Source organism: Achromobacter sp. ISS7, from assembly GCF_056523125.1.
The window spans coordinates 5,650,116-5,663,923 of record NZ_JAWRZD010000001.1 but is presented as its reverse complement, the minus strand read 5'-3'; the positions used below and the strand labels follow the sequence as shown (position 1 = coordinate 5,663,923).

The window sequence follows — 13,808 nt, the reverse complement described above, 5'->3', positions numbered from 1 at the left end:
ACGGGAGCCACGCATGTACACCACCCTGATCAGCGCGGACGAACTGGCCCGCGCCCTGCAAGACCCGCGACACCGCGACATCGTGGTGCTGGACTGCGGCTTCGAGCTGACGGATCCCCAGGCCGGCCGCCGCCACTACGATGCCGGCCACCTGCCGGGCGCCTTCCACGTGCATCTGGAAGACACCCTCAGCGGCCCCAAGACCGGCCGCAACGGCCGCCACCCGCTGCCCGACCGCGCCGCGCTGGCGCGGGCCCTGGCGGCGCTGGGCGTGAACGCGGACACCCAGGTGGTCGCCTACGACAATGCCGGCGGCATGTACGCGGCGCGCCTGTGGTGGCTGCTGCGCTGGATCGGCCACGAGGCCGTGGCGGTGCTCGATGGCGGCGAAGGCGCCTGGAAAGCCGCGGGCCAGCCGTTCACGACCGATGCGCCGGCGCCGCGCCCGGCGGGATCCCTGGCCGTCGGCGAGGGCCGCCAAGCCACGCTGGACTACCCCCAGCTGCGCCAGGCGCTGGCCGCCGACGCGCGCCGGGTGCTGGACGCGCGCGCCCCCGACCGCTACCGGGGCGAGAACGAGACCCTGGACGCGGTGGGCGGCCACATCCCCGGCGCCAGCAACCGGTTCTTCCGCGACAACCTCGGCGCCGACGGGCGCTTCCTGCCCCCCGCCGCGCTGCGCCAGGCCTTCCTGGCGCAGCTGGATGGCCACGCGCCGGACGCGGTGGTATGCCAATGCGGTTCCGGCGTCACGGCGTGCCACAATCTATTGGCCATGGAAATCGCCGGCCTGTCCGGCGCCGCCCTCTACCCCGGCTCGTGGAGCGAATGGAGCGCGCAACCCGATGCGCCCGTCGCCACGGGCGCCAACCCCTGATCCGCCCATGATCGACGCCTCTTCCCGCCCGCCCCGTCCCGACAGCGGCCGCCTGTCCCATAGCGCGCACTGGGGCGTGTTCTCGGCCGCCTGGAAAAACGGCGCGCTCGAAGTGCGGCCGCATCCGGGCGATCCCGACCCCAACCCGCTGATCCAGAACTTCACCAACGCGCTCGACCATCCGGCGCGCGTCACCACGCCGATGGTGCGGCGCGGCTGGCTGGAACGCGGGCCGGGTCCGGACGCGCGCCGGGGACACGACGATTACGTGCCGCTCGGCTGGGACGACGCGCTGGACCTGCTGGCCGCCGAACTGCGCCGGGTGCGCGACCAGCACGGCCCGCAGACGGTGTTCGGCGGTTCGTATGGCTGGTCCAGCGCCGGCCGCTTCCATCACGCGCAGAGCCAGGTGCACCGCTTCCTGAACACGGCGCTGGGCGGCTACGTGCGCTCGGTCAACAGCTACAGCGCGGGCGCCTCGGCCGTGATCCTGCCGCACATCCTGGGCAGCATGGACGACGTGGCGCGCCGCAACGTCACCTGGGAACAGATCGTGGCGCACACCGACGTGGTGCTGGCCTTCGGCGGCATGGCGCTGAAGAACTCGCGCGTGGCCAGCGGCGGCATCAGCCGGCACATCGAGCGCGACTCGATGCGCCAGGCCGCGCGGCGCGGCTGCCGCTTCCTGAACATCAGTCCGCTGGCCTCCGACCTGCCGGCGGACGCGGCGGCGCAGTGGGTGCGCGCCGTGCCCGGCACCGATGTGGCGCTGATGCTGGCCCTGGTGCACGAGCTGGTGGCCAATGGCTGGCATGACCAGGCGTTCTTGCGCGACTTCTGCGAAGGCTGGGACGGTTTCGAGGACTACCTGATGGGCCGCGCGGACGGCCAGGCCAAGGACCCGGCCTGGGCCGCGCCGATCTGCGGCGTGCCGGCCGCGGACATCGCGCGGATCGCGCGGTCGCTGCCGGGCAAGCGCGTGCTGGTGACCGTGGCGCATTCGCTGCAACGCGCCGAACATGGCGAACAGCCGGTCTGGATGGGCGCGGTGCTGGCCGCGGCGCTGGGGCAGCTGGGATTGCCGGGCGGCGGCTACGCCTACGCGCTCGGCACGCTGGCGCACTACGGCAAGCGCAGCAACGCGGTGCCGGTGGCATCGTTGCCGCAGGGCGTGAACGGCGTCAAGGCGTTCATCCCCGTGGCGCGCATCGCCGACATGCTGCTGCACCCTGGCGAACCGTTCGACTACAACGGCAAGCGCATGGACTACCCGCACATCCGCCTGGCCTATTGGGCGGGCGGCAACCCGTTCCACCATCACCAGGACCTCAAGCGCCTGTCGCGCGCCTTCGCCACGCTCGACACCTTCGTGGTCCACGAGATCGGCTGGACCGCCACCGCGCGCCACGCCGACATCGTGCTGCCCTGCACGATGACGCTGGAACGCGAGGACATCGGCGGCGCGCCCACCGACCCGCTGCTGGTGGCCATGCACCGCATCGCCGCCCCCAACGGCCTGGCGCGCGACGACTACGACATCTTCGCCGACCTGGCCGAACGGCTGGGCACGCGCGAGGCCTTCACCGAAGGCCGCAGCAGCGGCGAATGGCTGCGCCACCTGTATGAAAGAACCCGCGCGGCCCTCGAGGAAAAAGGCCTGGAGGCGCCGGGCTTCGACCAGTTCTGGACGCGCGGCGAATTGACGCTGCCGCAGCAGGAGGACGACGGCGGCATCCTGCGCGCGTTCCGCGGCGATCCCGCCGGCAAGCCGCTGCCCACGCCCAGCGGCAAGGTCCAGATCAGCTCGCCGACCGTGGCCGGCTTCGGCTACCCCGATTGCCCCGGCCATCCGGCCTGGCTGGCGCCACAGGATGCGCCGACGCCGGCGCATCCGCTGTTCCTGGTCGCCAACCAGCCCGCCACCCGCCTGCACAGCCAGCTGGATTTCGGCGCCCACAGCGCGTCACAGAAGCGCCAGGGCCGCGAGGTGTGCACCCTGCATCCCGATGACGCCGCCGCCCGCGGCATCGCCGAGGGCGACATCGTGCGGCTGTTCAACGAGCGCGGCGCCTGCCTGGCCAGCGCCACGCTGAGCGAGGCCATCATGCCCGGCGTGGCGCAGCTGCCCACCGGCGCCTGGTACGACCCGGTGCGGGACGAGCGCGGCGAGGTGACGCTGTGCGGCCACGGCAATCCCAACATCCTGACGCGCGACGTCGGCACCTCGTCGCTGGCGCAGGGTTGCAGCGGCCAACTGACGGCGGTGCAGGTCGAGCGCTACGACGGCATCCTGCCGCCGATGCGCGCGTTTGATCGCCCGCAGCACGGCGAACCCTCCCGGACGAAGGCATAGGCCGGGCGGCGCGGCCGCAGGCGCAGGCGGGCGGCGTAGCCGCGTCAGCGCAACGGCATCGCCACCGGGCGCAGCGGCGCCGCGTCGCCGCCGCGGATCTTCAGCGGGCCGCCGATGAAGGCGAATTCATAGACCTGGTCGCGCGACAGCTCGTCCAGCGCGGCCAGCTCGATGATCGGCACGCCTTGCTGCGCCAGCAGATACGTATGCAGCGGCACGTAGTCATCGGCCACCTCGGACGGGAAGGTCTCGAAGCTGAGATTGTCGGCCCCCAGGATCATGGCGCCGCCCTCCTCCACCAGATAGCGGGCCGCGTCCAGCCCCATGCCGGGCGGCTTGGCCATGTAGGCGGCCGGATCGTCGTACAGCTTCATGCGGCCGGTGCGGATCAGCACGATGTCGCCCTGCTGCAACGCGGTCTTCTGGCGCGCCAGCGCCGCCTTCAGGTCCTGGCGGGTGATGCGGTACGAATCGGGCAGCATGTCCACGCCCTTGAGCGCGGCCACGTCGATCAGCACGCCACGCGCCACCAGCGGCGGGAATTTCTCGATGCCGGTGCGGCGCCAGCCGCGGTCGCCCAGGTGCTCGTCGGCGCGAAAGCCGTTCCAGATCTTGCCGTGGATGCCGAAATGGTTGAGCGCGTCGATGTGCGTGCCGGTGTGGCTGTACATCGAGAACGCGGTGCCGGTGTAGCTGCGCGTGGCGTTCATGTCCTTGCCCACGCCCATCGGGTCGTCGACCTCGGTGCCGCGCGGCGTGTGCGTCATCCAGAACTGGTAGCGCGGATCGCCCGCGTCCTGCCAGCTCGGCATGCCCACGTAGTATTCCGTGGCCAGGTCGTAGACCTTGCCGCCGGCCACGCGCGACATGATCGCGGCGCGCGATTCGGGCGTGATCAGGTTCAGGCGGCCGATCTCGTCGTCGGGCCCCCAGGGGCTGATGCCCACCTCCTGTCCGGACGCCGGGGCGCGCGACGGCGCCCCATGCGCGAAAGCGTTGCCGGCAAGGGCGGCGGCCAGCGCCAGGCCGAGCAGTTTGCGGGAGTAAGACAGCGACATGATGCACCTTGTGCGTGGTTTCAATGGACGCCAGCTTACGGAGGGAACGGCGCGCCAGTAAGGTGGCCGCCGGCAGGACATTATTCGCTGGGCGTCAGCAATCGCCGCGCATGGCGGCGGGCAGATGCGCCGCCAGGAAATCCACGAAGGCCTTGACCTTGGGCTGCAGGTGGCGGCTGGTCGGATACACCGCGTAGACATGGCGCGGCGCGCCGGGCAGCTCCGGCAGCACCTGCGCCAGCCGGCCCGCGGCGATGGCGGGCGCGGCCAGGAAGGACGGCAACGCGCCGATTCCCAGGCCGGCCTCCAGCAGATCGCGCAGCATCAGGCTGTTGTTGGCCTGGACCCGCGCCGGGCCGCCGAACGGGTCCGCCGGCTGCCCGGCGTCGTCATCCGGAACCGGGCCGGGGCTGTCGGCCAGGCTATAGCTGAGCAGGTCATGCGCGCGCAACGCGTCCACGCTGTCGGGCCGGCCGTGGCGGTCGAGATACGACGGCGCCGCGCACAGCACCTGCGTCAGCGACGCCAGCCGGCGCGCGATCAACGAGGAATCGTCCAGTTGCGCGCGCAGGCGGATCGACACGTCGAACCCCTGGCCCACCGCATCGACCAGGCGGTCTTCCATGGCCAGGTCCAGCCGCAGCTCCGGATACTGCCGCAGGAAGCGCGCCAGCAGCGGCGACAACACGCTCAACGCGAAAGACACGGGCGCGTTCACGCGCAGCCGCCCGGCGACACGCCCGGACTGCTGCTTGATGGATTTCTCCAGGGTGTCGAGCTCATCGAGCAGGCGGCAGCATTCGGCGTAGTACGCGGCGCCGGTGTCGGTCAGGCTCATCTTGCGGGTGGTGCGCTGGAGAAGCACCGCGCCCAGGTGGGCTTCCAGCGTGCGCAACTGCTTGCTCAGACCGGCGGATGACAGGTTCAGGTCTTCCGCCGCCTTGGCGAGGCTGCCGAGTTCCACGATGCGCCGGAAGGCGCGCATGTAGTTGAAGGTGTCCATGGCGGAAACGGATAGAAGGGAATCCCGGGATTCTGCAGGGATCGGCGGCATTCGCCAAACAGGCGGACCGTGCCGGGCCATGGCGGCATAATCAGGGGGTATCCCGTTACACGACAAGGAGGCTCGACGCATGTCCATCATCCGTTCCTGGCGCAGATTCCTGGCCGCCACCCTGCTCATGGTCGCGGAGAGCGGTGCGACCGGCGTAGGTGCGGCCGGCGCGGCCAGTCCCCGCGCGGCCGAGGCGGGCGCCGCCCTGCTGCGGGCCGCCGGCGACGGCGACGCCGCCCGGGTCCAGGCCCTGCTGGCCGAAGGCGCGCCGCTGGAAGCGCGCGACGCCGACGGCAACACGCCCCTGCTGCGCGCCACGCTGGCCAATGCGGAGGCCGCCGCCAAGGTTCTCATCGAGGCCGGCGCCGACGTCAACGCCAAGAACGCCATGCAGGACAGCGCCTACCTGTACGCCGGCGCGCGCGGCCACAACGGCATCCTGGCGCGGACGCTGCGCCATGGCGCCGACTTGCGCAGCACCAACCGCTACGGCGGCACCGCGCTGATCCCGGCCTGCGAACGCGGCCTGGTCGAAACGGTGCGCATGCTGCTGGAGGCCGGCGTCGATCCGAACCATGTCAACCGGCTGGGCTGGACGGGCCTGCTGGAGGCCATCATCCTGAGCGATGGCGGGCCTGACCACCAGGCCGTCGTCGCGCTGCTGATCGCGGGCGGGGCCGATGTGAACCTGGCCGATGGCGATGGCCGTAGCCCGCTGTGGCACGCGCGCCAGCGCGGGCAGGCGGCGACGACGCAGCTGCTGCTGGCCGCCGGGGCGCGCTGAGGCCGCTTGCCAGCCCTGTCGTCGATGGGAATCCGTGCGCGCGCGGGCCGGGCCCGGGGCGGCGCGCAGCGAGGCGGCGCTACGCGGCCAGGGCGGCCAGTTGGCGGGCCTCGCCCGCCGCCAGGACCGGCGCGTCGGCGCGCGGCCGCCGCGCGGGCGCCGGCGCCAGGCGACGGACGACAGCCAGCACGTCGTGCGGCTCGGCGGGCTTGCGCATCAGGGTGGCGCGCCCTTCGCAGGCCGCGGCGATCTCGGATTCCGGCCGGCCGCTCAGCACCAGCACCGGCGTGTCGCCCAGGTAGGCGTTCTCGCGCATGGCGGTCAGCAAGGCCCCGCCGTCCATGCCGGGCATGGAAAAGTCGGTGATGACCAGATCCGGCCGCACTTCGAGCATTTGCCGCAGCGCGGTCAAGCCGTCCGTGTGCGTCGTGACGTCATAGCCTTCGCCGCTCAGGAATTCGCTCATCAGGGCGACCAGCACGGGCTGATCGTCGACCAAAAGGATTTTCGTCATGGTTGTCGGTGCCATGCATTCAAGACGCCGGCGGGCAAAACAGATTGGGGGAGAGGCCGAATCCTAGGACATGCGGGCTCTTCATGTGTGAAGTAATTGTATCCGGGCGAAACGAACGCTCCATACCCCTGTATAGTCCATCGGTCCTTTCCCCCCCGAACCGTAAACCGTTCTCATGCCGAATTCGCTGCAATCCGCCAGCCGCCATACCCTTCCGCGCACCCTGATCGGCGGTTTCGTGCTGGCGGCGCTGGCCACCCTGCTCATCGCCTTCGTCAACGTGCGTTCGGCGGAGACCCGCACCCGCGCGGTCAAGGCCATGGACCGCGCCACCGAGACGGTGCGCCAGCTCAGCCTGTTCAACTCGGCGCTCAAGGATGCCGAGATCGGCCAGCGCGGCTATCTGTTGACGGGCGACCCGTCCTACCTGCAACCGTACCTGCGTTCGGTGCCGCTGATCGAACAGCGCCTGGAAGTGGTCAAGGAAGCGGCGAGCGGCGATTCCGCGCAACGCCGCATCGTCAACGACATCGCCGGCATCACGCAGCAGAAGCTGACCGAACTGCGCGAGACGGTCGAAATGCGCAAGGCCGGCGACGTGGAAGGCGCCATGGCCGTGGTGCGCACGGACGCCGGCAAGGACGCGATGGACCGCCTGCGCGACCTGGTCGCCGACCTGTACACGCGCCAGTTGAGCCAGGTCGAGGAGGAACGCGAGGCCTGGGCGGCGGCTTCGGCCACCTCCACCCTTTACTCATGGGGCGGATCGTTGCTGCTGCTGGCGCTGATCCTGGCATCGGCCGGCATGACCATCCGCGAATACCGCGCCAAGGCGCGCCAGGCCTGGGTCACGACCGGCCTGTCGGGCCTGAGCCTGCGCCTGCGCGGCGACCATCGCCTGGACGAGATCGGCAAGCGCGCGCTGGACTACCTGGCGGACTACCTGCACGCCAGCGTCGGCGCGGGCTACGTCGTCACCAACGGCGGCGACGACCTGGAGCTCTTTGGCGGCTACGCCCTGCCGGCCGAGCGGCTGGCGCAGAAGATTCCCGGCGCGCAGGGGCTGGTCGGCCAGGCCGCCGCCTCGCGCAAGCTGCTGCACCTGCGCGACGTGCCCGCCGGCCACTTCGAGGTCTCGTCGGCCACCGGCCGCTCCAACCCGGCCGAGCTGATCCTCGCGCCTGCCATGCAAAACGAGCGCGTCTATGCCGTGATCGAACTGGGCTTCAACCACGCCGTCGGCCAGAGCGAGCGCAGCCTGCTGGAAGGCGCCTCCGAGATGCTGGCCTCGGCGATCCGCGCCGGCCTGGACCGCACGCGCCTGGAAGCGCTGCTGGCCGAAACCCAGCGCCAGTCGGAAGAACTGCAGACCCAGCAGGAAGAGCTGCGCGTCAGCAACGAAGAGCTGGAACAGCAAAGCCGCATCCTGCAGGAATCGCAGGCCCGCATGGAAGTGCAGCAGACCGAGCTCAAGCAGGCCAACGTCAGCCTGGAGATGCAGACCGAGCAATTGCTGCGGGTGCAGGGCGCGCTCACCGACAAGGCGCGGCTGCTGACGCAGGCCAGCCAGTACAAGAGCGAATTCCTGGCCAACATGAGCCACGAGCTGCGCACCCCGCTGAATTCGACGCTGATCCTGTCCAAGCTGCTGTCCGAGAACAAGCCGGGCAACCTGAGCGCGGACCAGGTCAAGTACGCTCGGACCATCTACGAAGCGGGCAGCGACCTGCTGGCGCTGATCAACGACATTCTCGACCTGGCCAAGATCGAGGCCGGCCAGGCCACCGTGGAAGTCGAGGCGGTGGCCATCGCGCCCACGCTGGAACGGCTGCTGGATCCGCTGCGGCCGATCGCGCAGGACAAGCGCCTGACGCTGGCACTGGACATCGCCGCCGACGTGCCGGCGTCGCTGCACACCGATCCGCAGCGGCTGGGCCAGGTGCTCAAGAACCTGCTGTCGAACGCCTTCAAGTTCACCGAGCAGGGCGGCGTGGCGCTCAAGGTCTCGCGCGCGCCGCGCAACATGCTGTCGTTCGCCGTGCAGGACACCGGCATCGGCGTGCCGGCCGACCAGCAGGAACTGATTTTCGAAGCCTTCCGCCAAGCCGATGGCAGCAGCCACCGCAAGCATGGCGGCACGGGCCTGGGGCTGTCGATCTCGCGCGACCTGGCCAAGCTGCTGGGAGGCACCCTGTCGCTGGTCAGCACGCCGGGACAAGGCAGCGTGTTCACGTTGCTGCTGCCGATGCGCCTGGAGGCCGCGCCGGCCGCGCCCGCGCCGATCGCCGCGGCGCCAATGCCGGAAATTCCCGCCTGGGCGACGCCCAAGGCGCCCGTCACGCCTCCGCCGGCCGAGCCGATGAGCTCGCCGGAACCGGCCCTGGAACCGCCCCCCGAGGCCGGCCGCACCATCCTGGTCATCGAGGACGATGAACGCTTCGCCGACATTCTCGGCGACCTGGCGCGCGAAATGGGATTCGGCTGCCTGGCCGCGCACACCGCCACCGACGGCCTGGCGCTGGCGGCGCAGCGCCGGCCCGACGCCATCGTGCTCGACATCAACCTGCCCGACTTCTCGGGCCTGGGCGTGCTGGACCAGCTCAAGCGCAATCCCCAGACCCGCCACATCCCGGTGCACATCGTGTCGGTGGCCGACTATTCGCAGGAGGCCATGGGCCGCGGCGCGATCGGCTACGCGCTCAAGCCGGTCAAGCGCGAAGAGCTGACGCAGGCCCTGCTGCGCCTGGAAGCCAAGTTCACCCAGAACGTGCGGCGCGTGCTGGTGGTGGAGGACGATGACCGCCAACGCGAAAGCGTGCGCGAGCTGCTGGCGCGCGACGACGTCGAGATCGTGCCGGCCGCGACCGCCGGCGCCGCCCTGAACCTGCTGCGCGAGGCCACCTTCGACTGCGTGGTCATGGACCTGAACCTGCCCGACATCAGCGGCTACGAGCTGCTGCGCGAGATGGCCGAACAGGAGAGCGTGTCGTTCCCGCCCGTGATCGTGTACACCGGCCGCGCCCTGTCGCGCGACGAAGAGCAGCAGCTGCGCCGCTTCTCCAAGTCCATCATCATCAAGGATGCGCGTTCGCCCGAGCGCCTGCTTGACGAAGTGACGCTGTTCCTGCACCAGGTCGAGGCCGACCTGCCGCCGCAGCAGCGCCAGATGCTGGAGCTGGCCCGCAGCCGCGACAGCACGCTGGAAGGCCGCACGGTGCTGGTGGTCGAGGACGACGTGCGCAACGTGTTCGCGCTGTCGAGCATCCTGGAGCCGACCGGCCTGCGGGTGGAGATCGCGCGCAACGGCCGCGAGGCGCTCGAGGCGCTGGATCGCGTCGGCGTGGACGGCCATCCGGTGATCGACCTGGTGCTGATGGACATCATGATGCCCGAGATGGACGGCTACACCGCCATGCGCGAGATCCGCACGCGGCCCGAATGGCGCCGCCTGCCGATCATCGCGCTGACCGCCAAGGCCATGAAGGACGACCAGGAGAAATGCCTGGCGGCCGGCGCCAACGACTACATCGCCAAGCCGCTGGACGTGGAGCGCCTGCTGTCGCTGGTGCGCGTCTGGATGCGCAAGTAACGCGGCCCCGCGACCATGCCCCAGTCCCCACCGAACAAGGCGCATACCGAGGATATCGAGCAGCGGCTGCTGCTCGACGCGATCTACCACCAGTACCACTACGATTTCCGCGCGTATGCGCAGGCCTCGCTCAAGCGCCGCCTGCAGAGCGCGCTGTCGCACTTCAGCTGCAAGACCCTGTCGCAGCTGCAGGACCGCGTGCTGCACGAGCCCTCGGTGTTCACCGGCCTGCTGCAATTCCTGACGGTGCAGGTCAGCGACATGTTCCGCGACCCCAGCTACTTCCTGGCGCTGCGCCGCGAAGTGGTGCCGATCCTGCGCACATACCCCTCGATCAAGGTGTGGGTGGCCGGCTGCAGCACCGGCGAGGAAGTCTATTCGCTCGCCATCCTGCTGCACGAGGAAGGCCTGCTGGACCGCGCCCTGATCTACGCGACCGACATCAACCCGCATGCGCTGCGCGCGGCCGAACAGGGCGTGTTCGACCTGGAGCGGGTCGCCACCTTCACCAGCAACCACGCCCAGTCCGGCGGCCGCAGCTCGCTGTCCGACTACTACACCGCGCGCTACGGCCGCGTGGTGTTCGACAAGCGGCTGCGCGAGCACATAGTGTTCTCCGACCACAGCCTGGCCACCGACAGCGTATTCGCCGAGGTGCACCTGGTGTCGTGCCGCAACGTGCTCATCTATTTCGAGCGCGACCTGCAGAACCGCGCGCTGCGCCTGTTCCACGACGCGCTGGTGCATCGCGGCTTCATGGGCCTGGGTTCGCGCGAGTCGGTGCGCTTTTCCGCCCAGGCCGACGGCTTCGACGACTTCGTGCTCGAAGACCGCATCTACCGCAAGAAGGCCGGCCTGTGAGCGCCCCGACGCCGGATCGCCGCGACGCGGCGCTTGACTGGGACGCCATCGTCATCGGCGGCTCGTCGGGCGCCATCGAGGTCCTGAACCTGCTGATGCCCGCCCTGCCGGCCGGCCTGCGCGCGGCCGTGATCGTGCTGCTGCACCTGCCGCGCGACCGCCGCAGCCTGCTGGCCGACATCTTCCGCGACCGCTGCGCGCTGCCGCTGTGCGAGGCCGAGGACCAGCAGCCCATCCAGCCGGGCCACGTGTATTTCGCGCCGCCCGACTACCACCTGCTGGTCGACCGCGGACCGCGCCTGGCGCTGTCGATCGGCCCGCTGGTGCATTTCTCGCGGCCGTCGATCGACGTGCTGTTCCAGTCCGCCGCCGACGGCTATGGCGAACGGCTGCTGGGCGTGCTGCTGTCGGGCGCCAACGAGGACGGCGCCGCCGGCCTGGCCGCCATCCACGCCGCGGGCGGCCGCGCCGTGGTCCAGGCGCCGGACACCGCCGCCATGCGCGCCATGCCCGACGCCGCCCTGGCGCGCATCGACACCGCCGAAGTCCTGGCGCCCGCCGCCATCGCGGCGCTGCTGTCGCGACTGCCCGCGCAGCCGCGACCCTGAACTCCCAACCCCACGACACCATGATATTGACATCCGCCAAACCCTCGGACGACCGCATCAAGTGCCTGTTGGTCGACGACGTGCCCGAGAACCTGGTGGCGCTGGAAGCGCTGCTGGCGAGCGACCGGGTCGAAGTTCTGAAAGCGCAGTCGGGCCCGCAGGCGCTGGAACTGCTGCTGAACCATCCCGACGTGGCGCTGGCGCTGCTCGACGTGCAGATGCCCGACATGAACGGCTTCGAGCTGGCCGAGCTGATCCGCGGCAGCGAACGCACCCGCCACATTCCGCTGATCTTCATCACCGCCGGCTCGCGCGAACAGAACTGGCAGTTCCGCGGCTACGAGAGCGGCGCGGTGGACTTCCTCTACAAGCCGGTCGACCCCTACATGCTGCGCAGCAAGGCGAACGTGTTCTTCGAGCTGCACGAGCGCCGGCGCGCGCTGGCGCAGCAGCTGGAAGCGCGCACCGAGGCCCTGCGGGTCAACGACATGTTCATGGCGGTGCTGGGCCATGACCTGCGCACGCCGCTGCAGGCCGTCATCATGGGCGCGTCGATGCTGGAGCGCCAGGGCGGCGACGCCCGCGTCGTCAGCCTGGCGCAGCGCATGCTGCAAAGCGGCGAGCGCATGAAGCACCTGATCGAGGACCTGCTCGACGTGACGCGCATCCGCCAGGCCGGCGGGCTGGCGCTGGCGCCGGCGCGCATCGGCATGGACACGCTGGTCAACCGCACGCTGGATGAGTTGCGCACCGGCTTCGCCGAGCGCGAGATCGACGCCGAATTCCATGGCGACCCGATTGGCGAATGGGACGGCGAGCGCATCGCGCAGGTGCTGGCCAATCTGCTCGGCAACGCCCTGCACCATGGCGCCCGCGACGTGCCGGTGCGGATCGAGGTGGATGGTTCCGCCGCCGACCGGGTCGTGGTCACCGTCAGCAACGGCGGCAGCATCCCCGCCGAGCTGCTGCCGCAGCTGTTCAACCCGTTCCGCAGCGGCGTGCGGCCGGCCGGCGGCCATCGCGGCCTGGGCCTGGGGCTGTTCATCGCGCAGCAGGTGGCGCAATCGCATGGCGGCCGCATCAGCGCCGAATCGCGCGACGGCATCACCCGCTTCCGCGTGGCGCTGCCACGGCAGGCCTGCGCCGCCGCGGGTTGAGCGGCAAGACCCGGATCAGGCCGAGCCGGCGCCATCCGAGCCCGGATCGACCGCGCGCAGCAGCCGGCCCAGGTGCCCGCTGCTGGCAAACCCCAGTTCGGCGCTGACCCGCGCCACCGGTTCGCCCAGCGCGATCCGCTGGCGCGCGGCCTGCGCCAGCAGCTTGCGGCGCAGGGCGATGGGGGACAGCCCGTAGGCTTCCTGGCAGGCGCGCTGCAGCGTGCGCGTGGTGGCGCCCAGCGCGCTGGCCGATTCCGCGATGGCGGGCAGCGGCTGCCCTTCCTCCAGCCGGCCGCGCAGCAGCGCCAGCCATTGCCGCGCCAACGGCAGCGGCGCCTGCGCCACGCGGGCCCGGGCCTGCAGCCGGTGATTGGCATCGAGCTGCGTGATCAACGCCGCCACCAGCATCGGCAGGGCCGCGTCCGCCAGCGCCGGCTTCCATAGCGCGTCCAGCATGGCCTGGGCCGCGCCATCCAGCAGCAGCACACCACATGCCTGGCAGTCGCGCAGCAATTCGGGGGCCAGATAGAGTTCGCCGTGCTGCTGCGCGGCGCTCTCGGCGCGCGTGCTGTGCTCGACGTGCGACGGCAGCAGCAGGGCCTGGCCGCGCACCAGCCGGCTGCGGCGGCGCGCGCCTTCCTCGTCCTGCCAGGCGCTGTCGAGCGCGCCGGCGCGCGGCCAGAGCAGCATGGCGCAGTCGTGCTCGTGCCAGTGGAAGGCATAGTGCGGCTGGCGGCTGGCGGCGATGGCAAAGCCGGTCTGGGCGATCAGGTCCTGTTTGGACGAAAGCGGGACGGAACGCATGATGGGCGGCGCGGTGGCCACGCCGGCAGCGGGCCGGCGCGGGCGGGAATGGACGTTGGGCCAGTATCGACGCGCGCCCGCTTTCCCGCAAGCGCGGCGCCCGCGCCGCGCCGTCGTTGTCGCGCGCGGGATCAGCCCCTGTCGCGCCG

General features: G+C 70.8%; 11 protein-coding genes. 7 read left to right on the top strand and 4 right to left on the bottom strand.

Annotation, left to right across the window (positions count from 1 at the left end; all coding sequences use genetic code 11):
- The first annotated feature begins 13 nt into the window (after window positions 1–13).
- Both AC1HFW_RS25640 and AC1HFW_RS25635 read left to right on the top strand, forming a co-directional pair.
- Window positions 14–877, top strand: coding sequence for a sulfurtransferase (locus AC1HFW_RS25640; protein ID WP_479285560.1), 864 nt, complete (start codon window positions 14–16; stop codon window positions 875–877).
- 7 nt (window positions 878–884) lie between these two features.
- The gene (locus tag AC1HFW_RS25635; protein WP_479285559.1) at window positions 885–3,230 is read left to right on the top strand and encodes a molybdopterin guanine dinucleotide-containing S/N-oxide reductase; all 2,346 of its coding nucleotides are present in this window, start codon (window positions 885–887) and stop codon (window positions 3,228–3,230) included.
- 44 nt (window positions 3,231–3,274) lie between these two features.
- Here AC1HFW_RS25635 and AC1HFW_RS25630 read toward each other — a convergent pair whose 3' ends face one another.
- Complete coding sequence (locus AC1HFW_RS25630) at window positions 3,275–4,288, bottom strand: cyclase family protein (protein WP_061073377.1); 1,014 nt, start codon at window positions 4,286–4,288, stop codon at window positions 3,275–3,277.
- 94 nt (window positions 4,289–4,382) lie between these two features.
- Window positions 4,383–5,291, bottom strand: a complete 909-nt coding sequence (locus AC1HFW_RS25625; protein WP_479285557.1) for a LysR family transcriptional regulator — start codon at window positions 5,289–5,291, stop codon at window positions 4,383–4,385.
- A 130-nt stretch (window positions 5,292–5,421) separates the two neighbouring features.
- On the opposite strand from AC1HFW_RS25625, the gene AC1HFW_RS25620 reads away from it, so the two are divergent.
- Window positions 5,422–6,126, top strand: coding sequence for an ankyrin repeat domain-containing protein (locus AC1HFW_RS25620; RefSeq protein ID WP_479285556.1), 705 nt, complete (start codon window positions 5,422–5,424; stop codon window positions 6,124–6,126).
- 79 nt (window positions 6,127–6,205) lie between these two features.
- Here AC1HFW_RS25620 and AC1HFW_RS25615 read toward each other — a convergent pair whose 3' ends face one another.
- Entirely contained in the window at window positions 6,206–6,640 is a 435-nt protein-coding gene (locus AC1HFW_RS25615) for a response regulator (protein WP_225856555.1), read from the bottom strand.
- Between the two features lie 175 nt (window positions 6,641–6,815).
- Between AC1HFW_RS25615 and AC1HFW_RS25610 the strand changes: the two genes are divergently transcribed.
- Genes AC1HFW_RS25610 through AC1HFW_RS25595 form a run of 4 tightly spaced genes read left to right on the top strand, consistent with a single transcriptional unit; the run spans window position 6,816 to window position 12,855 of the window.
- On the top strand, window positions 6,816–10,229 hold the full coding sequence (locus AC1HFW_RS25610) for a response regulator (protein WP_479285555.1): 3,414 nt from the start codon (window positions 6,816–6,818) through the stop codon (window positions 10,227–10,229).
- 15 nt (window positions 10,230–10,244) lie between these two features.
- Complete coding sequence (locus tag AC1HFW_RS25605; RefSeq protein ID WP_479285553.1) at window positions 10,245–11,090, top strand: CheR family methyltransferase; 846 nt, start codon at window positions 10,245–10,247, stop codon at window positions 11,088–11,090.
- The gene (locus AC1HFW_RS25600) at window positions 11,087–11,698 is read left to right on the top strand and encodes a chemotaxis protein CheB (protein ID WP_241073521.1); all 612 of its coding nucleotides are present in this window, start codon (window positions 11,087–11,089) and stop codon (window positions 11,696–11,698) included. The genes AC1HFW_RS25605 and AC1HFW_RS25600 overlap by 4 nt, the downstream gene beginning before the upstream one ends.
- 20 nt (window positions 11,699–11,718) lie before the next feature.
- Window positions 11,719–12,855: a hybrid sensor histidine kinase/response regulator gene (locus tag AC1HFW_RS25595; protein ID WP_035359500.1), complete on the top strand. Its 1,137-nt coding sequence runs from the start codon at window positions 11,719–11,721 to the stop codon at window positions 12,853–12,855.
- A gap of 15 nt (window positions 12,856–12,870) precedes the next feature.
- On the opposite strand, the gene AC1HFW_RS25590 is transcribed toward AC1HFW_RS25595, so the two are convergent.
- Window positions 12,871–13,659 (bottom strand): AraC family transcriptional regulator, encoded by a 789-nt coding sequence (locus tag AC1HFW_RS25590; RefSeq protein ID WP_479285551.1) that lies wholly within the window; start codon window positions 13,657–13,659, stop codon window positions 12,871–12,873.
- Between the last annotated feature and the right edge of the window lie 149 nt (window positions 13,660–13,808).